The organism is Bacillus bruguierae (assembly GCF_037104725.1).
Classification (GTDB): Bacteria; Bacillota; Bacilli; order Bacillales; family Bacillaceae_G; genus Bacillus_A; species Bacillus_A bruguierae.
In genome coordinates this window covers 772210-796994 of record NZ_JBAWSX010000001.1, presented here as the reverse complement: position 1 = coordinate 796994, position 24785 = coordinate 772210, and the positions used below count along the sequence as shown (strand labels likewise).

Annotated in this window: 28 protein-coding genes; 4 read left to right on the top strand and 24 right to left on the bottom strand. The window is 36.6% G+C overall.

Annotated elements, in window-relative coordinates; translation table 11 throughout:
* Positions 1-436: 436 nt before the first annotated feature.
* The 4 genes from ptsP to glcT form a co-directional block, all read right to left on the bottom strand.
* Positions 437-2149 carry a phosphoenolpyruvate--protein phosphotransferase gene (gene ptsP / locus WAZ07_RS04075; protein WP_336471392.1) on the bottom strand — a complete coding sequence of 571 codons (1713 nt, stop codon included), beginning with the start codon at positions 2147-2149 and terminating at the stop codon, positions 437-439.
* Positions 2149-2412 carry a phosphocarrier protein HPr gene (gene ptsH / locus WAZ07_RS04070; RefSeq protein ID WP_020059386.1) on the bottom strand — a complete coding sequence of 88 codons (264 nt, stop codon included), beginning with the start codon at positions 2410-2412 and terminating at the stop codon, positions 2149-2151. Before ptsH ends, ptsP begins: the two co-directional genes overlap by 1 nt.
* A 137-nt stretch (positions 2413-2549) precedes the next feature.
* Entirely contained in the window at positions 2550-4610 is a 2061-nt protein-coding gene (gene ptsG / locus WAZ07_RS04065; protein ID WP_090914143.1) for a glucose-specific PTS transporter subunit IIBC, read from the bottom strand.
* 324 nt (positions 4611-4934) lie between these two features.
* Positions 4935-5783 carry a glucose PTS transporter transcription antiterminator GlcT gene (gene glcT / locus WAZ07_RS04060; protein ID WP_336471391.1) on the bottom strand — a complete coding sequence of 283 codons (849 nt, stop codon included), beginning with the start codon at positions 5781-5783 and terminating at the stop codon, positions 4935-4937.
* A 164-nt stretch (positions 5784-5947) separates the two neighbouring features.
* Between glcT and WAZ07_RS04055 the strand changes: the two genes are divergently transcribed.
* On the top strand, positions 5948-6763 hold the full coding sequence (locus tag WAZ07_RS04055; protein WP_336471390.1) for an HAD family hydrolase: 816 nt from the start codon (positions 5948-5950) through the stop codon (positions 6761-6763).
* Positions 6764-6949: 186 nt separating this feature from the next.
* Here WAZ07_RS04055 and phnF read toward each other — a convergent pair whose 3' ends face one another.
* The 6 genes from phnF to WAZ07_RS04025 all read right to left on the bottom strand — a co-directional run bounded on the left by phnF (position 6950) and on the right by WAZ07_RS04025 (position 12286).
* Positions 6950-7681 (bottom strand): phosphonate metabolism transcriptional regulator PhnF, encoded by a 732-nt coding sequence (gene phnF, locus WAZ07_RS04050; RefSeq protein WP_090914137.1) that lies wholly within the window; start codon positions 7679-7681, stop codon positions 6950-6952.
* Positions 7611-8399, bottom strand: a complete 789-nt coding sequence (locus tag WAZ07_RS04045; RefSeq protein WP_336471389.1) for a glucosamine-6-phosphate deaminase — start codon at positions 8397-8399, stop codon at positions 7611-7613. Before WAZ07_RS04045 ends, phnF begins: the two co-directional genes overlap by 71 nt.
* Positions 8400-9542, bottom strand: coding sequence for an N-acetylglucosamine-6-phosphate deacetylase (gene nagA, locus WAZ07_RS04040; RefSeq protein WP_336471427.1), 1143 nt, complete (start codon positions 9540-9542; stop codon positions 8400-8402). It lies immediately after the preceding gene.
* A gap of 374 nt (positions 9543-9916) precedes the next feature.
* The gene (locus WAZ07_RS04035) at positions 9917-10819 is read right to left on the bottom strand and encodes a ComEC/Rec2 family competence protein (protein ID WP_336471388.1); all 903 of its coding nucleotides are present in this window, start codon (positions 10817-10819) and stop codon (positions 9917-9919) included.
* A 77-nt stretch (positions 10820-10896) separates the two neighbouring features.
* Positions 10897-11469, bottom strand: a complete 573-nt coding sequence (gene scpB, locus WAZ07_RS04030) for an SMC-Scp complex subunit ScpB (RefSeq protein ID WP_336471387.1) — start codon at positions 11467-11469, stop codon at positions 10897-10899.
* A gap of 85 nt (positions 11470-11554) precedes the next feature.
* Complete coding sequence (locus tag WAZ07_RS04025; RefSeq protein ID WP_090914132.1) at positions 11555-12286, bottom strand: segregation/condensation protein A; 732 nt, start codon at positions 12284-12286, stop codon at positions 11555-11557.
* 169 nt (positions 12287-12455) lie between these two features.
* Between WAZ07_RS04025 and WAZ07_RS04020 the strand changes: the two genes are divergently transcribed.
* Entirely contained in the window at positions 12456-12551 is a 96-nt protein-coding gene (locus tag WAZ07_RS04020; RefSeq protein ID WP_081904749.1) for a YjcZ family sporulation protein, read from the top strand.
* A gap of 137 nt (positions 12552-12688) precedes the next feature.
* The gene (locus tag WAZ07_RS04015; RefSeq protein WP_336471386.1) at positions 12689-13207 is read left to right on the top strand and encodes a DUF309 domain-containing protein; all 519 of its coding nucleotides are present in this window, start codon (positions 12689-12691) and stop codon (positions 13205-13207) included.
* A 17-nt stretch (positions 13208-13224) separates the two neighbouring features.
* On the opposite strand, the gene WAZ07_RS04010 is transcribed toward WAZ07_RS04015, so the two are convergent.
* Positions 13225-13590, bottom strand: a complete 366-nt coding sequence (locus tag WAZ07_RS04010; protein ID WP_336471385.1) for a GNAT family N-acetyltransferase — start codon at positions 13588-13590, stop codon at positions 13225-13227.
* Between the two features lie 487 nt (positions 13591-14077).
* Complete coding sequence (locus tag WAZ07_RS04005) at positions 14078-14515, bottom strand: peptidylprolyl isomerase (RefSeq protein ID WP_090914126.1); 438 nt, start codon at positions 14513-14515, stop codon at positions 14078-14080.
* Between the two features lie 208 nt (positions 14516-14723).
* On the opposite strand from WAZ07_RS04005, the gene WAZ07_RS04000 reads away from it, so the two are divergent.
* Complete coding sequence (locus WAZ07_RS04000; RefSeq protein ID WP_336471384.1) at positions 14724-15590, top strand: DUF1002 domain-containing protein; 867 nt, start codon at positions 14724-14726, stop codon at positions 15588-15590.
* 28 nt (positions 15591-15618) lie between these two features.
* Here WAZ07_RS04000 and WAZ07_RS03995 read toward each other — a convergent pair whose 3' ends face one another.
* The 12 genes from WAZ07_RS03995 to WAZ07_RS03940 form a co-directional block, all read right to left on the bottom strand.
* Positions 15619-16425: a Cof-type HAD-IIB family hydrolase gene (locus WAZ07_RS03995; protein ID WP_396547493.1), complete on the bottom strand. Its 807-nt coding sequence runs from the start codon at positions 16423-16425 to the stop codon at positions 15619-15621.
* A 91-nt stretch (positions 16426-16516) separates the two neighbouring features.
* The gene (locus WAZ07_RS03990; protein ID WP_336471382.1) at positions 16517-17989 is read right to left on the bottom strand and encodes a spore germination protein; all 1473 of its coding nucleotides are present in this window, start codon (positions 17987-17989) and stop codon (positions 16517-16519) included.
* Positions 17967-18545, bottom strand: coding sequence for a stage V sporulation protein SpoVABEA (gene spoVAEA / locus WAZ07_RS03985; RefSeq protein WP_090914118.1), 579 nt, complete (start codon positions 18543-18545; stop codon positions 17967-17969). Before spoVAEA ends, WAZ07_RS03990 begins: the two co-directional genes overlap by 23 nt.
* Before the next feature lie 5 nt (positions 18546-18550).
* Positions 18551-18901 carry a stage V sporulation protein AE gene (gene spoVAE, locus WAZ07_RS03980; protein WP_090914116.1) on the bottom strand — a complete coding sequence of 117 codons (351 nt, stop codon included), beginning with the start codon at positions 18899-18901 and terminating at the stop codon, positions 18551-18553.
* 3 nt (positions 18902-18904) lie between these two features.
* A complete protein-coding gene (gene spoVAD / locus WAZ07_RS03975; protein ID WP_336471381.1) occupies positions 18905-19918 on the bottom strand; it encodes a stage V sporulation protein AD in 1014 nt (337 codons plus the stop codon).
* A gap of 37 nt (positions 19919-19955) precedes the next feature.
* On the bottom strand, positions 19956-20417 hold the full coding sequence (gene spoVAC, locus WAZ07_RS03970) for a stage V sporulation protein AC (protein WP_396547296.1): 462 nt from the start codon (positions 20415-20417) through the stop codon (positions 19956-19958).
* 5 nt (positions 20418-20422) lie between these two features.
* Positions 20423-20839 (bottom strand): stage V sporulation protein AB, encoded by a 417-nt coding sequence (locus WAZ07_RS03965; RefSeq protein WP_336471380.1) that lies wholly within the window; start codon positions 20837-20839, stop codon positions 20423-20425.
* On the bottom strand, positions 20832-21452 hold the full coding sequence (locus tag WAZ07_RS03960) for a stage V sporulation protein AA (protein ID WP_090914109.1): 621 nt from the start codon (positions 21450-21452) through the stop codon (positions 20832-20834). The genes WAZ07_RS03965 and WAZ07_RS03960 overlap by 8 nt, the downstream gene beginning before the upstream one ends.
* Before the next feature lie 91 nt (positions 21453-21543).
* Positions 21544-22302 carry an RNA polymerase sporulation sigma factor SigF gene (gene sigF, locus WAZ07_RS03955; RefSeq protein WP_090914107.1) on the bottom strand — a complete coding sequence of 253 codons (759 nt, stop codon included), beginning with the start codon at positions 22300-22302 and terminating at the stop codon, positions 21544-21546.
* A 12-nt stretch (positions 22303-22314) separates the two neighbouring features.
* Complete coding sequence (gene spoIIAB, locus WAZ07_RS03950; RefSeq protein ID WP_090914105.1) at positions 22315-22755, bottom strand: anti-sigma F factor; 441 nt, start codon at positions 22753-22755, stop codon at positions 22315-22317.
* Entirely contained in the window at positions 22756-23106 is a 351-nt protein-coding gene (gene spoIIAA / locus WAZ07_RS03945) for an anti-sigma F factor antagonist (protein WP_090914103.1), read from the bottom strand. It abuts the gene before it with no gap.
* A gap of 388 nt (positions 23107-23494) precedes the next feature.
* Entirely contained in the window at positions 23495-24673 is a 1179-nt protein-coding gene (locus WAZ07_RS03940) for a D-alanyl-D-alanine carboxypeptidase family protein (protein WP_336471379.1), read from the bottom strand.
* Positions 24674-24785: the final 112 nt, after the last annotated feature.

The following is a 24785-nucleotide window of genomic DNA, read 5'->3' as shown; positions in this document are numbered from 1 at the left end:
GAGGGGGATGGAGCTTCTGACATAGAGGCGCTTTTTGCCTCGGTGGAAGATGCGAAGCCACCGACTGTTCTAGCCGCTGGAGCTGGATTATAAAGAAAAGTGAAAGCGGCTCGCTCAGAACAAGAGGGGGATGGAGCTTCTGACATAGAGGCGCTTTTTGCCTCGGTGGAAGATGCGAAGCCACCGACTGTTCTAGCCGCTGGAGCTGGATTATAAAGAAAAGTGAAAGCGGCTCGCTCAGAACAAGAGGAGGCAGAGCTAGACAAAGATATCGAAAAAATAAAGTGAAACTTCCATCAGTGGAGGTTTTCTTCATCATCTCCCACTGATGGTTAGTTGAACCAATCGGGGTCTTACTGCCCTAAAGTAGCGGGATAAAAAATGAATTGTATGAAAAAACCTGGGACCGATTTCAAATCAGTCCCAGGTTTTTTCATTAAATACTTTTTACAAGTTCTACTACTTCTTCAGCAGTTGACATGTTTAAAGCTTTTTGTGCTAATTCTTCCATTTGTACTTTTGAAAGCTTGCGAATTTGTGTTCTCGCTGGAAGAATAGATGTTGCACTCATACTAAATTCATCTAAGCCTAATCCAACTAACAACGGAATTGCTAGGGCATCTCCTGCCATCTCGCCGCACATACCAGCCCATTTTCCTTCTTTATGAGCTGCATCAATAACCATTTTTACAAGACGTAAAATCGCTGGATTATATGGTTGATATAGGTAAGATACGCGTTCATTCATGCGATCCGCTGCCATTGTGTATTGAATTAAGTCGTTCGTTCCGATAGAGAAGAAATCTACTTCTTTTGCAAATTGATCAGCTAATACCGCAGAAGCAGGAATTTCAACCATCATACCTACTTCAATAGCGTCTGAAACAGCTATACCAGCTTGAACAAGTTTCTCTTTCTCCTCTAATAAAATTACTTTTGCTTGACGGAATTCATCAAGAGTTGCAATCATCGGGAACATAATTTTTAAATTACCGTATACACTTGCGCGAAGTAAAGCACGAAGTTGTGTACGGAAAATATCCTGTTCTTCTAAGCATAAGCGAATTGCGCGGTAGCCTAAGAACGGGTTCATTTCTTTTGGTAAATGTAAGTATGGAAGCTCTTTATCGCCACCAATGTCAAGTGTACGAACAACAACTGGCTGACCTTCTCCTACACCTTCAAGAACAGCTTTGTATGCTTCAAATTGTTCTTCTTCTGTTGGAAGGTTATCACGGCCCATGTACAAGAATTCTGTACGATATAAACCAACACCTTCACCACCGTTGTCGATCACACCTTTTACATCTTTCGGTGTACCGATGTTTGCTACAAGCTCAACGTGATGATCATCTGCTGTAACTGTCGCTTCATTCTTTAATTTTGCCCATTCTGCTTTTTGCTCTTCAAATTGCGCTTTCTTTTCTTCATAAGCACGAAGAGTTTCTTCAGATGGGTTTACAATTACTTCTCCGTCTAAACCGTCGATAATTACGATATCGCCGTTTTGGATTTTCTCCATAACAACCTTTGTACCAACAACAGCCGGTATTTCCATAGAGCGAGCCATAATTGCAGAGTGAGATGTACGTCCACCAATATCAGTTGTAAAACCTTTTGCATATTCACGGTTTAACTGAGCTGTATCAGATGGTGTTAAATCTTCTGCAATGATGATTACTTCTTCAGAAATTGTACTAGGGTTTGAGAAGTTAATGCCAAGTAGATGTGCAATAACACGTTTTGTCACATCGCGAATATCTGCTGCACGTTCTTTCATATATTCATTGTCCATGCTCTCAAACATAGTAATGAACATTGATGCAACTTCATCCATCGCGAATTCAGCATTTACTTTTTCGTTTTTTACTTTATCTTTCACTGGGTTTACTAGTTCTGGATCATTTAATACTAATAAATGAGCTTCAAAAATAGCAGCTTTATCAGCACCAAGCTCAGCAAAAGCATGATTTTTAATTGCTTCTAATTCAGATTTTGATTTCTCAAGCGCAGCTTCTAAGCGTGCGATTTCTACAGCTTCATCCGAAATCGTTTTCTTTTCAATGTTAAATTCAGGATTTTCGAGACGGAATGCCTTTGCAATGGCAATACCGCTTGATGCGGCAATCCCTTTAATGTTAAGAGTCATTATTCTCCTAATCCTTCATTTTTCATAGTTTCTTCAATAGCTGCTACTGCTTGAGCTGCATCATCACCGTTTGCAGTAATTTTGATTTCTGCGCCTTGTTGAATACCTAAAGACATAACACCCATGATTGATTTTAAGTTTACAGTTTTGCCATTATACTCTAAGTTAATATCCGCACCAAATTTGCTTGCAGTGTTTACAAGTAAAGTTGCTGGACGAGCATGAATTCCTGAGTCACTAGTTACTTTAAAGATTTTTTCCATAATAATCTATCTCCTTTAAACTACAATATATTTTAAGTTGTATAGATGTGAGTATCACACCATCTATATTGTATATAATAGGCGATGAGCGGTCAACTACATCGCCTTTTATATTATCAAAATTTTGTGTCTAAATATTAGTGAATGTTAATAACGTTTGTTTCACCTTTTTTAACATTATCTTGCTTTTTGATTTCAACTTGTTGTCCTTCTTGTAAGTTTGTGAAAACAATTGGCGTAATAATAGAAGGTGCATTTTCTTTTACAAACGCTATATCTACTTTTAATAACGGTTGGCCTTGTGTTACTTTATCTCCTTGAGAAACTAGTGCTTCAAAACCTTCACCATTTAATTTTACTGTATCAATACCGAAGTGAATTAAAATTTCTTTTCCGCCTTCTGATTGAATACCGATTGCATGTTTTGTTGGGAATACGTTCACAATTTCACCATTTACAGGAGATACGACTGTTCCTTCTGTCGGTTCGATTGCAAAACCATCACCCATCATTTTTCCAGAAAATACTTGATCTGGAACTTCAGTGATTGGTAAAATTTTACCTTCAATTGGAATCGCAATTACTTCATTTGTATCTTTTTGAACAGGTGCTTCTACTTTTGCAGGTGCTTCTTTTTCAATATGCACTGCACGGCCTGCCATAATATCTTGAATTTGTGATTTTAATGTATCAGATTTTGGACCGAAGATAGCTTGAATATTGTTACCAACTTCAAGAACACCTGCTGCTCCAAGCTCTTTTAAACGATCTTTGTTTACATCCTTTTGTTCTTTTACTTGAACACGTAAACGTGTAATACAAGCATCTAAAGAAGCGATGTTTTCTTTTCCACCAAGTGCTACTAAAATCTCACCTGGAAGCTCGCCTGCTTCTACTGCTCCTGCTCCATCAGTATCAGCTACTACATCACGACCTGGTGTTTTTAAATCCCATTTGCGAATTGCAAAGCGGAATCCGAAGTAGTAAATCACTGCTAGTACAAGACCAACAATAATTACCCACCACCATGCTGTACGGTTTGGTAATACACCGAATAAAATAAAGTCAATTAAACCACCAGAGAATGTCATCCCGATTTTAACGTTTAAAATTTGCATAGTCATAAATGATAAACCAGCAAATACTGCATGGATTCCAAATAGTACAGGTGCTACGAATAAGAATGAGAACTCAATCGGTTCTGTAATACCAGTTAAGAAAGATGTTAACGCAGCAGAAGCTAAAATACCAGCTGCTATTTTTTTATTTTCTGGACGTGCTTCATGGTACATCGCTAACGCTGCTGCCGGAAGACCGAACATCATGAACGGGAATTTACCAGTTGTAAATGTACCAGCTGTTAACTCCACACCATCTTTTAATTGTGCCATGAAAATCTTTTGGTCACCGTGAATGATTTCACCTGCAGCATTTGTATACTGACCAAACTCAAACCAGAATGGTGCATAGAAAATGTGATGTAACCCAAATGGAATTAAAGAACGCTCAATTAAACCGAATATAAATGCTGCTAATGTTTTATTTGTATCAATCATGTGATGCGAGAATGAATTCAAACCGCCTTGAATTGTCGGCCAAATAAAGCACATTACAATCCCTAAAATTAAAGAGAATGTTGCTGTTGCAATTGGCACGAAACGTTTACCAGCAAAGAATCCTAAGTATGATGGTAATTCAATATTAAAGTACTTATTATAACAATATGCTGCTAATATCCCTACCAGAATACCACCAAACACTCCTGTTTGCAGTGTTGGAATGCCTAATACATTTGCATAAGATGGATCTGCAAAACCAGTTTTAATTGGATCTCCAGCTTTGCTTGTTACTTGAACTAACTTGTCTACTCCTAAGAACACGCTCATCGTTTTGTTCATAATCAAATATCCAACGAATGCCGCTAACCCAGCTACTCCGTCTCCATTTGCTAACCCAATGGCAACCCCTACTGCGAATAATAGTGCAAGGTTTCCGAAAATAATGTCACCAGATTGTTCCATAATTTTTGCAACTAGAACAAACCAATCTGCTTTTAACGCAGGGATATGATTTGTTAATTGCGGATTTTGGAATGCATTACCAAATCCAAGTAAAATCCCTGCAGCCGGTAAGATTGCAACTGGTAACATAAGCGCTTTACCGACTTTTTGAAGAACACCAAAGATCTTCTTAAACATAAATATCCTTCCTCTCTTATATAATTGATACTTTCGACAAACGCCAAAAGGCATGAGGAAAAAAAGATAGAACGATAGCTATACAAGGGGTAGTATGTCCCTTTCTTTAGCTTACATTCCTAACTTTTCTCCACTCATGCCTGATCGAATCAGTAACACGTGTCAAAAATAGGTATACATAATAAGTTCACAAATTTAAGCAAACGTTTTCTTTGTGTACTGTTATTCATTTGTCGAATTTAGTAGAACTTTGTACAATTGATTATACATAACAATTGTAAGCGATTCAATAACTTTTTTTAACGTTTACATTTTCGACAAAATTTAAACTTGTTCAACCTTCATTAAACGCTGTAAGTGCATCGTTAAATAAATCGTTTCTGCTTCATACACAGGCAGTTGTAATTGTTTTTGCATAACTTTTACAAGTTTCCATGCTAAATTATAGCACTCTGGAAATTCAGCTTTTAAAAGATCCGCAAAGTTTTGTGATTCTTCCACTTTCTCACCATTTTTTACCCGCTCAATTGCATATTGCAGGTGACGAACGAGACGTAAATAATGAATGCTCTCTTTGTCTAACACGAGTTGTAAATTTGTTTCAATTAAAGAAACAAGGTGAGCAATTAATTTAGAATTTTGATTAACAGAAGATAATTCAGAGTTTGTAACAGAGCTATAAATATGCAGTGCAATAAACCCGATCTCTCCTTCTGGAAGATGAATATTTAAGCGGGAATTGATTAATTCTACAACTTCTTCTGCAATTTTATATTCATTTGGATACAACACTTTTGTTTCCACTAAAAATGGATTATCCACTGTAAACCCTTGCTTTAATCTCTTTATAGCAAAAGCAATATGATCGGTTAAAGCAATATGAATATGCTCATTTAACGGTGTTTCTACTCGATCTTGAATATAAAACATGAGATCGTTCATTAATTCAATCAATTTCTCGCTCACATGCGGAACAAGAAGTTTGTATTGTTCACGCTCGCGTTCATTTGTTAATACAAACATTTTTTCAATCTGTTCTACTTGTAACATTTCTCTTGTTTTTTTTCCAAACCCAATCCCTTTTCCTATGACGACCACTTCTTCGTGTTCTGGATGGGCAGCAATAATGACATTATTATTTAAAACTTTTTTAATTTCGAGAAAATTATCCATACAACACCATCCTTGCGCATAAAACGTCTACTTTCATGTTACAGAACAATCTTATTTTTCGTCAATGTCAAACATCTGCCATTTTAGAAATGTCGTTTTTTAGACATGAATGTACGAGATGCGTATAATGTAAAGGCATACATCTAGTAGAAAGGAGCCATATCATGATTAAAATGTTTATAAGCGATATCGATGGCACAATGATGCAACACGGAGGTGTAATCGCTAACCAAGATATAGATGCACTGTGTAGCCTTGCTGATCAAAATATAATTCTTTGTTTCGCATCTGGAAGGCTTGATAATGAAATTGCTGATTTAATGAACAAAGTTGACATGAAATTTCATCGCATTAGTGTGAACGGTGTATTTGTATATACACACGAAAATAAACAACTATTATCTGCAACATTCGATTCTACTATTTTACCAGAGCTGTTGTCTATAACAAATAAAGAACCATTCTTTCGTTATGTAAGTGATGAATATAATTATTACATTGAGGAAAAAACACCATTTATTCATGAACTCGAGAAGCAGGTGAAAATGACTTCCGTTGAAGAACCAAACTTGCTCGAGAAAATTGATACAACAATTTTCCCAAATAAAATTTCAGTTGGTGGTACAAAAGAAGAGTTAATTGTTCTTCAAAAGCAAATTGACGAAAATTTTAAAGGAAAGGTAAGTACTTTTATTTCTGCCGAACAATGTTTAGATGTTATGCCTCCTAACATTAGTAAAGGTTCAGCTATTTCTGTTTTATTAAAGGAATTTAATATTGGGCCTAATGAAATAGCTTGTATCGGTGATTCTTATAATGATATCCCGATGTTTGCTTTAACACCTCATAGCTTTGCGATGGCGTGTGCAGACGATGAAGTAAAGCAGCATGCATCACATATTGTTCCCTCTGTTAAAAATGCAATCGAATATGTTCTTCGTTATAATCAAGAACAAAAAAATATGACTCACTCCTTATAAGGATGAGTCATATTTTTTTCCTGCATTAACGGACAATAAAGCCCTCATCTTAAGATGGTGAGAAATCTTAAGAAGGTAGATAGAAGATAACTGTCCGTAAAAGCCCGATTCACTCAACTAGCCATGAGCGGGGATCCCCTCGCTAATGGAAGTATCACTTTATTTCACAACATAAAACTTCGCGTTTTACTTATTGCGTGAAATATTCGTAATAAACTTATAACGATCGCCTCTGTAAATACATTTTACATATTCCAGCGGCAACTCGCCTTCTGCATATGACCATTGTCTCATTACAAGCACTGGTGCTTTATTCGGAATATGAAGGTGCTCTGCCTCTTCGTCCGTTGCAATAGCCGCTTCAATAGATTGCGTAGCACGAATTAGCTTAAAGCCTAGTTTTTTTTCTAAGTGCTCATACAATGATTGTTGCAAAATTTCTTCATTAATATCTTTTACAAGAGATGGTGACAAATATGTTGTCTCAAACGCAATTGGTTCTTCATCAGCTAAGCGAATACGCCTTACCTCGTAAACCGATTCTCCCTCTTGAATTCTAAGCTTCTCTGCTATTTTAGCAGTAGCTGGAACAAGGTGAAAGCTTAATAGCACGCTACTTGGTTGCATTCCACGAGAGAGCATATCCTCTGTAAATCCTGTCATGCCTTGCAACTTTTGTTCAACCTTTGGAAGTTGCACAAAAGTACCAATTCCACGTTTTCGATGTAAATACCCTTGTTCAACTAAGTTATTAATGGCCTGTCTGATTGTCATTCGACTTACTTCAAACTTATCACATAATTCATTTTCAGATGGAATTTTATCTCCCGGCTTCCATTCACCGTCTTCAATTAGTTGCTTCACCCACTCCTGAATCTGATAATAGATCGGAAATGGTGAATACTTGTCGATATTCATCAGCAATCGCCTCACTGCATAAAGATAGAGCTTCTTGATCTGCGATTATGGTTACATTTGGATGATGTTGTAAAACTGTAGCCGGACACCCCTCGCTTACTTTCCCTTGTAGCATTTCCTTAATCGCTTCTGCTTTTTTCACTCCAGAAGCGACAAGTAAAATTTGCTTTGCCTTCATAATGCTACCGATCCCCATTGTAATAGCATGCGTTGGCACATCTTCTTCTTTTTCGAAGAAACGACGGTTTGCTTGACGGGTAGATTCTGTTAACTTCACAATGCTAGTTACAGAATCAAATGGTGTTCCCGGCTCATTAAATCCGATGTGACCGTTTTCACCGATTCCAAGAATTTGTAAATCAACTGGATTGGCATCAATAATACTTTCATAACGCTTACATTCTTCTTGTAAATCGCCTGCCATTCCATTTGGTACATACGTTTCTTTAAACGGAAGATGGTTAAACAACTGTTCTTGCATAAAATAATGATAGCTGTTTTTGTCTTCGGGTGGTAAATTTACGTACTCATCTAAGTTTACAGTGGTTACACGGCTTGTATCAAGTTTATTTTTTCTCATTAATGCATAAACCCCTAATGGAGAGCTGCCTGTAGCCATTCCTAATACTGGATTTTCTTTTGATTTTACAAGGTGTTCAATTAATTTATAGCCCGCTTCTGCTAATTCTTCTGGAGTTTTTGCAACAACGATATTCATTTATTTCCCTTCTTTCATATGAATCCCTAATCGAACTGTATCTTGTACATATAAATCTTCAGACATAATAACAAAATCCGCATCTTTTCCTGTTTCTAAAACGCCCTTGTTTACTAATCCAAATTCCTCAGCTTGGTTAACTGATGTCATAAGAACAGCTTCTTCGATCGAGCATCCAGTAAACGCTATCACGTTACGCAATGCTTCATCCATTTTCAAAATACTTCCTGCTAATGTGCCATCTTCTAATCGTGCACTACCATCTTTTACAATAACCGGTTGTCCGCCAAGTTCATATAATCCATCTGCTAAGCCTTTTGCACGCATCGCATCCGTAATGACACTCACTTTTTTAGCGCCTTTTAATTTATATGCCAATTTCACCATATCCGGATGAATATGGATACCATCTGTAATTACTTCGACCATTACATCTGGATTTAATAACACATGACCAACTACACCTGGCTCACGGTGATGCAAACCACGCATTTGATTATAAAGGTGCGTTGCATGTATAATATTTCTCCCTATTAATTGCTCATTCGTTGCATCTGTATGTCCAATTGTACCGATGACACCCGTTTCTATGAGATATTCTTCAAACTCACGCGCACCTTCTTCTTCTGGAGCATATGTTACGAGTTTAATTAAATTTCCACTTGCTGCTTGCCATTGCTTAAATTGCTTAATATTTGCAGGGACAATATATTCAAGCGGCTGTGCACCTGCACGTTTTTTTGAAACGTACGGACCTTCTAAATGAATATATTCGAAATGCGCACCTTTTTCCTTCGCTTCCTTTGCAGCACCCAAAGCCGCTTCAATCGCTTCAGAAGACTGCGTCATTGTTGTTGGAAAGAACGTTGTAACTCCTTCTTGTAACATCTGTTTACCAAGAGTTACTAATCCGTCGCTATTTGCATCCATTGCATCAATATCGTATCCACCGTGAATATGAACATCAATCATACCTGGAATCATAATATTCCCTTTTATATCATGAACCGTTTCATTTTCTTGTGGTACATATTGAGCCATCAATCCAAGTTCTTGAATTTGATCCGTGTAACGAATAAAACCGCTTTCTAACACTTCATGACCTGTATAAATTTTGGCATTGATGACGACTTGCGTTTTCATTTTCATCGATCCTTTCCCATATAATCCCTACTTCTCTTATTACCTATCCTTATCATAATATATACACGAGTAGTTGTCTATACATTATGGATGGGTTTTGATATAAGAAAAAAGTAATTTTGTTTTTCTTCTCTCATTATAATATAGAACTTTCATTTTATTCAAAAGGACTTTCAAAATATTTCCTCGTATAAGAAACAAAAAAGCGACTACACTTGTAGAAATACATCATATTATGTATGACTTAAATATTTTATTAAACAAATATCAAGAAATGCTCTAGAACGCTACTGTATATAAACAAATTTAACTATACTTATCATTTCAGCAGCTTTGATTTCTTTCATATGCTGCTGAAATGAATGATACATACACTATTTTAACAACGGCAAAGGTAACTGATGCTCAAAAGTAATACACTCACCATCTGTTTCAATTTCAACATCATTTTTCACGGTAGTATGCACAATCACCCCGTGCCGATATAATCGTTTCACCACACTTCGATGCGGATGGCCATACGGATTTTTTTTATCATACGAAATAATAGCAAACTGCGGTGCAACAGCCGTTATAAACTGTTCGCTCGTTGATGTATATGAACCGTGATGGCCAACTTTTAACACATCTGCATGTACATCGTACTTCTTCACAATTTCTTCCTCCGTATGTGTATCAGCATCCCCCATGAATAAAAAATCAGCCTTACCATAACGAATTTTCAATACAATAGATGACTCATTATTTTCTCGTTTTGTTTTTCCATCATTTAATACTTGAACAGAAATATGAGGATCTAAGGGAATATATTGCCCTTCCTTTACACGTAAAAATGGAACTCCTCTTTTTTTAATACTTCTTATATACGAATGATATGTAAATGAACTATATAATTTCCCACTATCTAACACAAGTGAAACCGGCATTTGTTCAATAATTGGAATTAACCCTCCGATATGGTCCATATCAGGATGTGTACCGATAACAACATCTAAGCGTTTAATTCCCTTTTTAATTAATTTATCTATAATAGGCTCCCCAGCCTCATACGGACCACCATCAATTAAAATTGTTTTCCCGTTTGGTAAGGAAATAATTGTTGCGTCACCTTGCCCAACTCTTAAAAAATTTACAGTCATCTTACCTAAATGCGTACGCTGACTTGAAAAGGAGGAAACCATATGTATAGAACCATACTGACGTATAGGAGTTGCACTATTTAAAGTTATACATAATACTGCTGAAAATAGAAAAAGAGCGATACGCACATCTTTCATACACCTTCTCCTTTTTCTATTTAGTATGACGCAGCTTTGATTTCATATACAAAAAAGCTTGGCAAAATGCCAAGCTTTCACTTCGAAATTTCTTGTAAAGAACCAAAGAATAAATCCGCTTCATTCATTCCTTCGCCTTCTTCTGACAGAGCAGGTAATTCATCTAATGTTTGCAATGCAAATGTATCTAAAAACTCTTTTGTTGTGCCGTATAAAATAGGGCGTCCCGGCCCTTCTACACGTCCTACTTCTTTAATTAATAAATGGGATACAAGCGTTTGAAGAGCGCGATCTGTTTTTACACCGCGAATCTCTTCGATTTCGGTTCTTGTAATTGGCTGGCGATAGGCGATAATCGCTAATGTTTCTAATGCTGCTTGTGATAAAGATGCAGTTGTTGGCGCATCCATCAATTTTTGATAATACAGTGCGTGCTCTTTTTTCGTTGCAAAACGATACACTTTTGCAAATTGAACAATCTGCAAGCCGCGTTGCAATTGATCATATTCTTCCTGTAGCTCTTCTACAAGCTTTATTGCAGCTTTCACTTCTACCTCTAATACTTTTGCAATTTGTTCTGGGTAAATCCCTTCATCTCCTGCTACAAACAGCAGCCCCTCTATAACTGCCTTTTGTTCTTGTCTTTCCAACGTTAAAAGCTCCTTTCTCACATTCTTTGTATCCATATACGTCATAAAGACCGAACAACAATTTACGGTCGGTCGAACATTACAGCTATTGTTTCATTAAAAAGATTTCATCAAAATTATGCTCTTGCTCAATAACAATTTTCTGATGTTTCATAAGTTCCAAAATTGCTAAAAATGTAACAACAATTACATCTCGGTCATCATCTACAAATAAATCGTAAAAACTTTGACGACCTCCTGCAAGTTCCAATTGTTTTAAAACATCGACCATTCGTTGTTCGATTGGGATTTCCTGCCTAGTAACTGTAGCTGTTACCGGCCGCTGTATTTTCTTTCGACGCATGAGCTTTTGGAACGCTGCTAACATATCATATAACGTAACATCAATCGGCAGCTTTTCAGCCTCCTCTTTTTGAAACATCATAAAATCAAGAGGAGGCCGTGTATATAACTGCGCTCGTTCTTGTTCTTTTTCTTTTAATTGAGTAGCAACTTGCTTATATTTCTTATACTCAATTAGACGTTCCATTAATTCTTGCCGAGGATCTTCCATAAATTCTTCACTGCTATCCTGTACATCTTCTTCATACTTTGGAAGCAACATTTTACTTTTAATTTGCAATAGCGTCGCTGCCATAACTAAATATTCACTTGCAACATCAAGCTGTAATTCTTTCATCGCATGGATATATGATAAATATTGTTCTGTAATTTCCGCTACAGGAATGTTATATATATCAATTTCATAACGATTAATTAAATGTAATAGTAAATCTAAAGGGCCTTCAAATGCCTCAACTTTAAAATTATATTGCACAAATCATCCCACCACATTTTTTCTGTAACACCATAAGTATAGTGTATACTTATGGACTATCCAACCTTTTTCAAAAAATTAATTAAAAATAGACGTATACCTAGGCCACAATGCCCATCCCATTCATATGATGACAGTGTAATGAGTACATTGTAGGAGGTTACAAACTATGGGTCATGTTTCTGGAGGTTTCCACGGCGGATTCGCTTTACTGGTTGTGTTATTTATTTTATTAATTATTGTCGGCGCAGCTTGTTTTTGCTAACTGACATAAAGCGACTAGAGCACTCTCTAGTCGTTTTATATTTATCCCGCTATTCGTGGGCAGTAAGACCCCCACTGATGGAAGTTTCACTTTATGCTACACTATATACAACACTGCTTAGAATTGGAGTGAAAAGCATGTATCATGAAGCATACATACAATTTTTAATTCATTTTCATAGTGATTACGACTACTTTGAATGTCACGAAGTTTTAGAAGAACATTGGAAAACAAAGCCACGCGGAGAGCGAGAACAGCATTGGGTTGGACTCATTCAAATTGCTGTCGCTTTATACCACCATAGACGCTCTAATTGGAACGGTGCTGAGCGAATGATGAAGAGTGCCCTATTCATTTTACAGAATGAAAAACAACATATAGAAGCATTAGGTTTAGAGTATTTGAAACTACTATTGCTTCTTAAGGAACGACTGCACATCATTCAAAATCATGATTCTTATACAACATTATTTCTTCCTTTTGCTGATTCGAATTTAGAAAACATATGTATACAATTATGCAAAACGAAAAGATTGCCGTGGAAAGAGACTTCTTCTACTCCAAGCGAGGATATTATTCATAAACATTCTCGTCGTAATCGTGAAGATGTGATTAGTGAACGAAATATTCAATTACAAAAGAGAAAGCAGAGATAAGGTTATCTCTGCTTTTACTAATGCACATTATGTTCAACTTCTTTACACTTCTCACAAAAACTAGATGTTTGTTCGTTTCCGCATACCGTAATATTCGGCAGAATTGTTTGTAATTCTTGTACCATTTTTGTTCCAATTCCCGCTTGACGATGCGAAGGATTCACACTAATATGTTGAATTTCTAGCACACCAGTATCGTGCTTTACCGTCCCAATAATCCCAACAATCGCATCGTCTTCCTTCCATAAGTATAGCTGCCAATCGTCATTTTGTTCATAATCCTTCATCGTTGCTTGTAATCGTTTTATGTCTTTTTCCATTGGCATAAATGAAAGAAGTCCCATTGCAATTTTTTCATAACTTTTTTTAAAACGAATTAACATGGAATTTATCCCTTCTTACAAAAGTTACAAATCATATCCCCTTAATCAGCATGTTCATATCATGTCTATTTTACAACATTTCTAACCTACTGAGAAGGCTTGCCTAAAAACAACTTTATAATCATACAAAGAGGGAGAGTGGAAGTCAAATGTTGATATTCTGTTTATATTATGCTAGTAGCATTATATTGTTCGTACCTAATATAAATAAAAAAACGATATAAAAAAACTCTTTCTTTTAGGTAAGCGAGAGCATCTGACCATGCATAGAATCGGTCAGATCCTTTTCCTGCCACATGCGAGGTTTAAAACAAAGGGAGGAAGCGAGTCCAGATCACACTTTTGCATAGTAGCAACTTATATGTTGAAAAAGTTTAAATGACACAAATGATATGCAAAGTCTCCTATACGTATCTTTTACTTGTCTTACCTTACAAATTCTTTTTTTAATAAAAAAAGAGAGAGCATTTTGCTCCCTCTTAATATTTTACTCTTCCCAAACCTTAACTTCTTTCATAACATCGCCTTGACGCATATTTAGTACTGTTTCGATGCCATTTGTTACTTGACCAAACACAGTATGAACGCCATCTAAATGCGGTTGTGGCTCATGTACGATAAAGAACTGGCTTCCTCCAGTATTTCTTCCAGCGTGCGCCATAGAAAGTGCCCCTACTTTATGTTTGTGAGGATTTCCATCAGTTTCACAAGGAATGGAGTAACCAGGACCACCTGCTCCTGTTCCTGTTGGATCGCCACCTTGGCTTACAAAACCAGGAATTACTCTGTGGAAAGTAACTCCATTATAAAAACCTTCATTAGCTAATTTTCTAAAGTTTTCTACTGTTTTTGGTGCTTCTTCTGTGAAAAATTCTAATTCGATTTTTTCACCGTTTTCCATTAATATGTATCCTAAAGTTCTCATGTATAATAAGCTCCTTTCAACAATCTCAGCCTTATATTACCACAATCGCTGTAATAAACAAAAATATTATTGTGAAAACCTTTATAAAATCCGACAATCCTGCTATTTCTTTCTAAAATCAATCTAAAGGCGGATGACAAATACAAAAAATATACTATAATTACTTTGTTGCCCGAAAATTTCAGAAAGAGAAAGGGAGCGATTTTTCGTGAAAACGAAATTGTTAGCACTGCTATTAGCTGTTATGGTCTTTTTGATTCCAGCAGCTTCATATGCAGACGTGATTGAGGGAGAGTCTATTGTTACATTAGGAGAAAATTTAACAGAACAGCAAAAACAACAACTTCTCCAAGAAATGAAAGCGCCAAAAGATGCACAAATTATTACGGTGTCAAACGCGGAAGAACATAAATATTTAGATGGAGTTGTACCAAGCGCTCAAATCGGCACAAAAGCAATTTCTTCTTCTATGATTACGTATACAAAAAAAGGATCTGGTCTTGTTGTACAAGCGCATAATATCAATTGGGTAACAGATGCAATGTATACAAACGCATTAATTACAGCAGGTGTAAAAGATGCGAATATTTACATTACAGCACCATTTAAAGTATCAGGGACTGCCGCTTTAACAGGCTTAATGAAAGCATACGAGACAACAGCAAAAAAAGAAATTCCAGAAGAAGTTAAAAAAGTCGCTAATGAAGAAATGGTTCAAACTGCAAAACTTGGTGACCAAATCGGAAATGATAAAGCTGTACAACTCGTTGCAAAAGTTAAAGAAGAAATCGCAAAAGAACAACCAAAAACAACAGAAGATTTACGTTCACTCATTAAAAAGATTGCGGATCAGCTCGGAATTACATTAACTGATGAACAACTTGATAATTTAGTAGCACTCTTTGACAAAATGAAAAACTTAAATATTGATTGGAATCAAGTTAGTAACCAATTAAATAAAGCAAAAGAACACGTTTCAGCGTTTCTAGGCTCTGAAGAAGGTCAAGGCTTTTTAGAAAAGTTAAAAGGCGTATTCGCTAGCTTTATTGACTTTATTAAATCGCTATTCAAGTAATAAAAAGCTCGTTATTGACGAGCTTTTTTTATGCTAACAATGGTAGTTTCATAATGGCTTCTTCTACAGAACGAACAACATGACTCGCTTTTTCTTTCACATATGGATGAGCATGATGTAATGTAAAGGAATGCGGCGTCACAGAAAACATGGAAATATCATTAAAAGAATCCCCAATACATGCTACTTCATGTGCTTCTACTTGTAAATGTTCCATTAAAAGCTGCAGTGCACTTCCTTTACTAATCCCAATTGGCATAATATCCACATATCGCTTTCCTGAAATCACGACTTCCGCCTTGCCTTGAAATTCGTTTCGCAGCTCTTGATCTAACATTGTAATTTCCTCTTCTTCTCCATAAACAAATAATTTTGCCGGATGAATAGTTTGTCCGAAGTCTTCCTCTAATGTCTCTACTTCTGCGATTTCTCCTTTAATATATTCTTCAAACATACGATGATGTTCATTTTTCTTTTTTGTATATCGATGCTCCTTCGCACATACAATATCCGCCATCTTTTTTTCATGTATATATTTATATATTTCCCGGGCAACCTCACCATCAAAAGTTGATTCGTTTAACATTTCTCCTTCTTTCGTTAATAAAACGGCACCATTTAATCCTGTTGTATAATAAGGGAAAGCGAATTGTTTCACAACAGCATGAATACGGTGAGTAAAACGACCAGAAGCAAAACAAATATTCGTACCTTTCTCTGCTAACCAGCATAATGCTTTTTCATCGTCACGATGGATCCGATTCACGTTATAAACGAGTGTGTCATCTAAATCGCTAACAAATAACTTAATCATGTAATCTCCCCTTCCATACATCATATTTACTTCTAGTGTACAAAAGAAATGTTATGTTTTTGTTAAAAACAAATAAATTTATAACAAAAATGAGCAGAATTTATTCTTCTGCTCATTTTTGCCTCCTTATATTTTGAGGATGGACGATACTAGGACGTACCTTTAAACTAGAAATAGATGGGCGAATTAAAATTTTCACCAATGCTTCCCAATCAAATGGAAGAAACGGCCAAAGATACGGCGTTTGTAAACTTCTAATAGATGCTAAAAATAAAATTAACAATGTCATTCCAACAACAAAGCCTATTTCCTGAAATAAAGCTGTACATATAATAAGGAATAATTTCCCGATTTTATTCCCTAATCCTAATTCATAACTTGGCGTTGCATATGATCCAATCATAGAAATGGCAGTATATAAAATGACTTCTGGTACAAATAGACCGACATTAATTGCAATTTGACCAATTAATATAGCCGAAATTAACCCTGCTGCTGATGACAGCGGTGTTGGTGTATGAATTGATGCCATCCTCAGAAATTCCAGTCCTACTTCTGCTAAAATAATCTGCAAAGCAATCGGTATATTGGTCACTTTATTCGGTCCAATAAACGCTAACTTTTCTGGTAATACAGCAGGATCCATTACAAACACAAGCCAAAGTGGCAATAAGAACAGAGAAAATACAACTCCTAGAAAACGAATCCAGCGTAAAAATGTTCCAACAGCAGGATTTTGCCGAAATTCCTCTGCATGTTGTACATGATGAAAATATGTTGTCGGTGTAATAATTGCACTAGGAGAAGTATCTGTCAGGAGTAAAACATGTCCTTCTAACAAATGATTCGCAGCGACATCTGGTCTTTCTGTATAGCGAATAAGCGGAAAAGGGTTATATCCTTGTTTCACAAGAAACTCCTCAATTGTTTTATCCGCCATTGTTACACCGTCGATTTGAATATTTGCTATCTCCTGCTTTATTATTTTCACTAAATCAGGATTCGCAATATCTTGTATATATGCGATACAAAGATCTGTGCGTGATCGCTCTCCCACCCGGATAATTTCATGTCGCAAACGCGGATCACGAATACGTCTCCGAATAAGAGCTGTGTTTACAATAATATTTTCAACAAATCCATCACGTGCCCCCCTAACAACTTTCTCTGTATCCGGCTCTGTCGGAGTGCGTCCTGGATAACTACGAACATCAATTACAAATGCTTCTGTCTCTCCCTCAACAAAAATAACGATTAAGCCTGATAAAACTTGTAATATGACATCATCCATCGTCTTTATTTTACTTACTTGCTGATGAATCAGACGATTTTCTAACAACTTTACTGTACCTTCTCCATACCTTTGGATTTCATTCGTATCAATAGCCTCTTCGAGAATGTGTATGATATAGTTTGTATCACATAAACCATTCACAAACAAAACACCAATTTCTTTATCTAAAATATGAAATTTACGAATTCCCACATCAAAGGTAACGCCAAGTCCAACTGTTTGCTTCAAATAATTTTCATTGTCACTTAAAAATGAAGAAATTGGTATATTAATCTTTTTTGTATTGGTCATAAAACCCACTCCTTTCTAAAATCAATTGAATTGCTTGTTTTGTAATTGGCGACCCGCGTTTCCAGTCATCATTGCCGTACATTTTCCCAATATCACCGATTCCAACAATAATAGGAACATGCAATTCGTCTAAACAGTAAACGGTATCACCGTTAATTCTTCCTATTTCAACATCCGCCAATCCAAATTTATCAACACCATACTCAGTTAATCGTCCTTCTCGATCAACACTTACATCAACACGTGCCCATTCCCAATGATGCGTATTCGAAGCAACCGCTAACACGCCAAGCACATCAATTTGTTTGTTCGTTGCCACATATTTTAATGCTTTTTCTCCTGATCCTTCCCCAATATATCCACTATCATCAAACATAACAAAAACAGGGTCATGTGGTGTTTGCATGATAAGCTCAACAATCTTTCTCCCTGTTAATTTCGTTGGATTACTTTGCGATGCCGAAATACATCGTCCCCCAAACTCCTTTGCCAGTAACTCGATTGTTCGCTGCGCATATTCATCTCCGTCTGTCACCAAAATAACCCTTCTTCTCATCTTATTTATCCTTTCGGTTTAAAAATAAGTGCTGCTAAAAATGCAAATAAAATTGCTGCTGAAATTCCAACAGATGTTAACTTAAACATTCCCATTCCAATCCCAAGATAACCATACTTTTCTGCTGCTTCCATCGCTCCATGCAATAAAGAATGGCCAAAACTTGAAATCGGAACAGTCGCTCCCGCTCCTGCAAACTGAATCAGTTTATCATAAATGCCAAAACCATCTAAAATAGCACCCATTACTACGAAAATTGCCATAACATGTGCAGGTGTTAATTTCGCAAAATCTAACAGGAGTTGTCCGATAACACAAATCGCCCCTCCAACTAAAAACGCATATATAAATTCCACATATTACACCCCTTTTATTCTTTCAAATACAATACCGTGTGCAATTGTTGGAATCGATTCTTTTTGTTGAATCATAATCGGACTTAATAAAGCACCTGTTGCGACGACAAAAATCCGCCTGAGATTCCCCTTTTTCATTTCTTTCATTAAATGTCCATATGTTACAACTGCGGAACAAGCACAGCCACTTCCTCCCGCAAATACTTGCTGGTCATCTCTATAAATCATTAAACCGCAATCATTATAGACATTCCCTAGATCATAGCCTTCATCTAACAAAAGCTGTCGTGCAATCGGCGTTCCTACTGCCGACAAATCTCCTGTCACAATCAAATCGTAATCAGCAGCACTTCTGTTTAAATCCTCAAAATGCTGTCCGATTGTATGAGCTGCAGCAGGGGCCATCGCAGATCCCATATCAAACGGATCTGTTATACCTAAATCTTGCACTTTTCCAATGGTTGCTGCTGTGACTTTAATTGCACTTCTTTCCCGACTAATTAAAGCTGTACCGGCTCCTGTAACAGTAAATGTCGCTGTAGTTGGCTTTTGTCCTCCGTACTCTGTTGGATAACGAAATTGCCGCTCGGCCGTAGCATTATGACTGCTGACTGTTGCTAATACTCGATTTGCAAATCCCCCATCAATAAATGCTGCGCCAACAGCTAACGTCTCCATCGAAGTGGAACACGCTCCAAACATACCTAAAAATGGGATTGAAAGTTCTCTTGCAACATAATTTGCCGTAACTGTTTGATTTAACAAATCTCCAGCTAAAAAAAAATCAATATCAGATGCTTGTATCTTTTCTTTTCGCAATGCTTGTTGAATCGACTCTCGCATTAACCGTCTTTCTGCTAGCTCCCAATTCTCTTCTTTGCAATGTAAATCATCATATGTAATATCAAAACTATCTCCAAGCGGTCCCTTTGCCTCTTCCGGTCCAACGGCCGTCCCCGTTGCATTCACATATACATCATTTTGAAATAGCCACGTTTGCTTCCCAGTTAATCTCATCTGCCTTCTCCTTTACTTACATTAACTGAAACTTCCATCATTGGAGGAGCTTCCATGTATACCGAATGAGACCTACAACATACGCTCCAACAACGCCAAATACAATTACACTTCCAGCAATTTTGAACATATTTGTGGCAATCCCAAGAACAATTCCTTCACTGCGGTGTTCCATTGCTGCGCTCACCATTGAATTTGCAAATCCAGTAACCGGAATTGCTGAGCCTGCTCCTGCAAATTGTCCAAGTTTATCATATACACCAAGCCCCGTTAAAATTGCTGATAGTAATATTAATGTTGTAATTGTTGGATTCCCTGCATTTTTCTCCGTAAAATCGAAATAATGTATATACATCTTTGTCAAGACCTCACCTAATGTGCAAATAAGTCCACCCACAACAAAAGCCTTGATGCAATTCATCATATAGTTAGGTTTTGGATGATACTCTTTCACTTTATTCGTATAGTCGTCTTTTAATCTATGCAGTGCCACTAACATGCCTCCTATTTCACAAAATAAATCCAATGAAATAAAGATCCTACTACCTTACCAAGAACAAGTGCAATAAGAAGAATAACAATTTTCCCATCAACCCCAACACGTTTTGCTAATATTGGAAGTACATTCAGCACTTCTGTTAAAGCAGCAGCAAGCATTCCGATAAATGTGCCGCATAACAGTCCAAGTAACAAAAGCCAATACGGTGAAGCAAGCAATGTAACATCGCGTAAACTGCACCACGCACCGCTTAGTGCACCACTCACAACAGCCCATTCATAATATTGAACTCGATGTCCACTTTTCGTTAACTGAGCGAGCCTTGGAATCATACCCAATACAGTTAAAAATGCAACGTATCCTCCTCCAACCGCAATTCCACCAGCAAATCCAATAAAGATAACCTCAATATATTCAATCATTTCGAATTTTCTTTATCATTTCTTTATTTTCATTCATCATCACATATTGATCGAGAGATTGCTGATATTGAAACATTTCAACTTCTAATGGGCTTGGCTCTTCATTAATGCGCTTTTGAAAAACGTGATTAAAAAAAAGAATCATTCCAAGTCCAAGCCCTAACGAATATGGGATTTGAAATAAAAGTGGCTTTCTGTTACTTTCTCCTGTAACCATGTAATATAAACGTTGATGCACTTGCTGCATACTAACGTCTTCATGAAAATAAATAATCGCAAGAGCCGCTCCCACAAATAGCAATAACCATACCATCCCAAAGAGAAATGGATTTACTTCTTTTTTTTCATATACAATTTCAACAATCGTTTGCGCCGAACCGAGCAAATTAATTTCTAAACTGCTGGAATACTGCCTAATACTCTGAATAACTTTCATCACATCAATTACAACATGCGTTTTATCTTTCTTTGTAATTTTGTATACAGCCTGTCGTTTTATCTCGTCTACAATATGCGATTCTCCAACCACTTGTGCAACATCACCAATTTTAATCTCATAAGCAGGCGACACTTGTAGACGATTCCTCATCTTTACATATATCGTTTGCTCCACTCCAATCACCTCTTAACTATTCCTCGTAGTTGTAGTATGGATATTGGAAAATTTTCTAATACAACTTTTTTAAAATAAAAAAACGAATAGACTATTCGCCTATTCGTTCCTTCATTTGCTTTAATATTTTCTTTTCTAGCCGTGATACTTGTACTTGAGAAATTCCTAAACGCTCCGCTACTTCCGATTGTGTTTGATCTTTATAGTACCGCAAATATACGATCAATCGTTCACGCTCATCTAATTCACGAATTGCTTCTTTCAACGCAATCTTATCAAACCACTTTGTTTCAGAACGATCCGCTATTTGATCTAAAACAGTAATAGGATCACCATCATTTTCATACACCGTTTCATGTATAGATGATGGTGTCCGGCTTGCTTCTTGCGCCATTACAACTTCTTCCGGCGTTAACTCTAACGCCTCTGCTATTTCGGTAATTGTTGGTGCACGGCCATACTCTTTTGATAATTCGTCTTTCATTTTACGAATTTTATTTCCAGTTTCTTTTAAAGAACGACTTACTTTCACTGTCCCGTCATCCCGTAAAAAACGTTGAATTTCTCCAATAATCATGGGAACTGCATATGTTGAAAACTTTACATCAAAAGATAGATCAAATTTATCGACAGATTTTAGCAAACCAATACAGCCAATTTGAAACAAGTCCTCCGGCTCGTAACCGCGATTTAAAAAACGTTGTACAACCGACCAAACAAGTCTCATATTATTTTGTATAATTAAATCTCTCGCTCCTTGATCACCATCTTGACTTCGCTTAATTAATTCTTTTAACTCATGATCCTTTAACTGACCTTTTCCTTTTTCACTTCTGACCTCTATGTCCATAGGCAATTCTCCTTAATTGCATAGAGCGTTACTTTTTGATAGATGCTTCGTCAAATGGATCGTTGTCCCGAAGGATTTATTAGAAATAACCTCTACTTCGTCCATAAAATTTTCCATAATGGTAAATCCCATTCCGGAACGCTCTAATTCGGGTTTTGTTGTAAAAAGGGGTTGCCTTGCTTCATCTAAATCTAGAATTCCAATCCCTTCATCACGAATCGTTAACTTTACCATACCATCTTCTAAAATAACCGTAATATACACAACGCCATCTGGGTGTCCTTCATATCCATGAATAATAGCATTTGTTACCGCCTCAGACACAACTGTTTTCACTTCCGTTAACTCTTCCATCGTTGGATCAAGCTGCGCAATAAAAGCCGCAACTGTAACCCGAGCAAACGATTCATTTTGACTTAATGCTGAAAATTGAAGGTTCATCTCATTTCTCATCTATGCCACCCCCAATGTCGCAAGCGCATGCGCTTCATCTTCTTCTAATCGAATAATTTTAAATAGCCCTGACATCTCAAATAAGCGCTTTACAGCAGGAGAAATTGCACAAACAACCATTTCGCCGCCTAAGCTTTTGACATGTTTATATCTACCTAATATAACACCAAGACCAGAGCTATCCATAAATGCTAATTGTTCTAAATTTAAAATAATATGATGAACATGATGCGTCTCAATCATATCAGTTACTTTCGCTCGCAACTCTTCGGCAGTATGATGATCTAGTTCGCCCGCTAAACGAACACATAAGACGTCACGCTTTACTTCTAAATGGATGGAAAGACTCACTCTATTTCCTCCTTACATTCAAAATTCGCGTATACACGCAAAACATATAAGAAGTTTTCTCTAAAATAAATGTAGAATCCTTCCACCTGACAAAAGAAGTACTATTTCGTCATAAAATGAACCTTCTATATAAATCCAAATTAAAAAACCGACATAAAACCATTCTTTTTCGGTGGGCGAGAGCATCTGGCCATGTATAGAAGCGGTCAGTTCCCTTTCCTGCCACATACAAGGTTAAAACAAAGGGAGAAAGCAAGTGCAGGTTCCTTTTCTTCTGCATAGCCGCAATCTATATGTCGAAAAATGAAAATGGATTCATATAGAAACATCTCTCACTATCGAAATCATAGCAAAATTACTAAAAGAGAAAGCGGCAACTAAATTGCCGCTATTTCGATGTCGAAAACATCCCAAAACTTCGTTTAAATAATTCCCACCAGCTCGCTGCTGCAACATCTTCTTTTGCAACAATTGTTTGTTTGAGTAACACTTCATTCCCTTTTTTTATAACAAGTGTACCTAAGGCATCTCCTTTTTTAATTGGAGCTTTCACCTTCTCCTCAGCAACTACTTCTTTTTTGAGATTCTTCATTGTTTCTCCTTTTTTCATTAACAGAGAAACATTGTCAGAAGCTACTAAGTCGACAGTTTCTTTTTTTCCTTTTCCTACTTTTACCGTTTGAATTTTTTCTCCCCTTGTATACATCTTTTTCGTCATATATTGACTAAATGCATAATCAAGAAGCTTCGTTACTTCCGCATTTCGTTCCTTTGATGTTGGAGATCCCATAATAACAGAAATGACACGCATGCCATTGCGTTCTGCAGATGCTGTTAAACAATATTTTGCTTCTGTTGTAAAACCTGTTTTTACACCGTCAACACCTGGATAGAAACGAACAAGCTTGTTTGTATTTACAAGCCAAAATTTCTTATCCGTATCTTCTCGTAAATAATCTTCATATTTCCCTGTATATTTACGGATTAACGGGTATTTCATTAATTCCTTTGCCATAACTGCCATGTCATATGCTGTTGAATAATGATTTTCGGCTGGAAGACCTGTTGGATTTTGAAAATGAGTATTTTTAAGTCCTAAATCTTTTGCTTTTTTATTCATCCTATCTACAAATCCTTCTTCTGATCCAGCGATATGTTCTGCAACTGCAACTGATGCATCATTTCCAGATGCAATGGCAATGCCTTTTAACATTTCATCGACTGTCATTTCTTCACCAGGCTCAAGGAAAATTTGTGATCCGCCCATAGAAGCTGCATGTTCACTCGTTCTCACTTTATCTTTCAGTTTTAATTTTCCTTTTTCAATTTGTTCCATAATGAGTAACATGGTCATAATTTTTGTCATACTAGCAGGTGGTAACTTTTCATTTGGACTTTTTTCAAATAAAACTTTCCCTGTATCCTGCTCAATCACAATTGCTGACGATGCTTGTTCTGCTAGTTTCGGTTTTGTTTCTGCTTCTCTTTTCTCAGACTGTGCAAAACCGATTGGAACAGCAGAAAGCAATAACATGAAACACACAAGTATTCCTATTAATCGCTTCATGACTAACCCTCCATTCTATATCACACCTATTTTTTCCAAACGAAGGGGTTTTATACCATAATTTTCTAAAAATATAGTTGACAAATCATTATGCACTATATATTGTATTAAG

Coding starts and splice junctions, on each gene's coding strand:
- ptsP (WP_336471392.1), bottom strand. CDS start 2,149: ATGACTCTTAACATTAAAGGGATTGCCGCATCAAGCGGTATTGCCATT.
- ptsH (WP_020059386.1), bottom strand. CDS start 2,412: ATGGAAAAAATCTTTAAAGTAACTAGTGACTCAGGAATTCATGCTCGT.
- ptsG (WP_090914143.1), bottom strand. CDS start 4,610: ATGTTTAAGAAGATCTTTGGTGTTCTTCAAAAAGTCGGTAAAGCGCTT.
- glcT (WP_336471391.1), bottom strand. CDS start 5,783: ATGGATAATTTTCTCGAAATTAAAAAAGTTTTAAATAATAATGTCATT.
- WAZ07_RS04055 (WP_336471390.1), top strand. CDS start 5,948: ATGATTAAAATGTTTATAAGCGATATCGATGGCACAATGATGCAACAC.
- phnF (WP_090914137.1), bottom strand. CDS start 7,681: ATGAATATCGACAAGTATTCACCATTTCCGATCTATTATCAGATTCAG.
- WAZ07_RS04045 (WP_336471389.1), bottom strand. CDS start 8,399: ATGAATATCGTTGTTGCAAAAACTCCAGAAGAATTAGCAGAAGCGGGC.
- nagA (WP_336471427.1), bottom strand. CDS start 9,542: ATGAAAACGCAAGTCGTCATCAATGCCAAAATTTATACAGGTCATGAA.
- WAZ07_RS04035 (WP_336471388.1), bottom strand. CDS start 10,819: ATGAAAGATGTGCGTATCGCTCTTTTTCTATTTTCAGCAGTATTATGT.
- WAZ07_RS04020 (WP_081904749.1), top strand. CDS start 12,456: ATGGGTCATGTTTCTGGAGGTTTCCACGGCGGATTCGCTTTACTGGTT.
- WAZ07_RS04015 (WP_336471386.1), top strand. CDS start 12,689: ATGTATCATGAAGCATACATACAATTTTTAATTCATTTTCATAGTGAT.
- WAZ07_RS04010 (WP_336471385.1), bottom strand. CDS start 13,590: ATGTTAATTCGTTTTAAAAAAAGTTATGAAAAAATTGCAATGGGACTT.
- WAZ07_RS04005 (WP_090914126.1), bottom strand. CDS start 14,515: ATGAGAACTTTAGGATACATATTAATGGAAAACGGTGAAAAAATCGAA.
- WAZ07_RS03995 (WP_396547493.1), bottom strand. CDS start 16,425: ATGTATGGAAGGGGAGATTACATGATTAAGTTATTTGTTAGCGATTTA.
- WAZ07_RS03990 (WP_336471382.1), bottom strand. CDS start 17,989: ATGACCAATACAAAAAAGATTAATATACCAATTTCTTCATTTTTAAGT.
- spoVAEA (WP_090914118.1), bottom strand. CDS start 18,545: ATGAGAAGAAGGGTTATTTTGGTGACAGACGGAGATGAATATGCGCAG.
- spoVAD (WP_336471381.1), bottom strand. CDS start 19,918: ATGAGATTAACTGGGAAGCAAACGTGGCTATTTCAAAATGATGTATAT.
- spoVAC (WP_396547296.1), bottom strand. CDS start 20,417: ATGTTAGTGGCACTGCATAGATTAAAAGACGACTATACGAATAAAGTG.
- WAZ07_RS03965 (WP_336471380.1), bottom strand. CDS start 20,839: ATGATTGAATATATTGAGGTTATCTTTATTGGATTTGCTGGTGGAATT.
- sigF (WP_090914107.1), bottom strand. CDS start 22,302: ATGGACATAGAGGTCAGAAGTGAAAAAGGAAAAGGTCAGTTAAAGGAT.
- spoIIAB (WP_090914105.1), bottom strand. CDS start 22,755: ATGAGAAATGAGATGAACCTTCAATTTTCAGCATTAAGTCAAAATGAA.
- WAZ07_RS03940 (WP_336471379.1), bottom strand. CDS start 24,673: ATGAAGCGATTAATAGGAATACTTGTGTGTTTCATGTTATTGCTTTCT.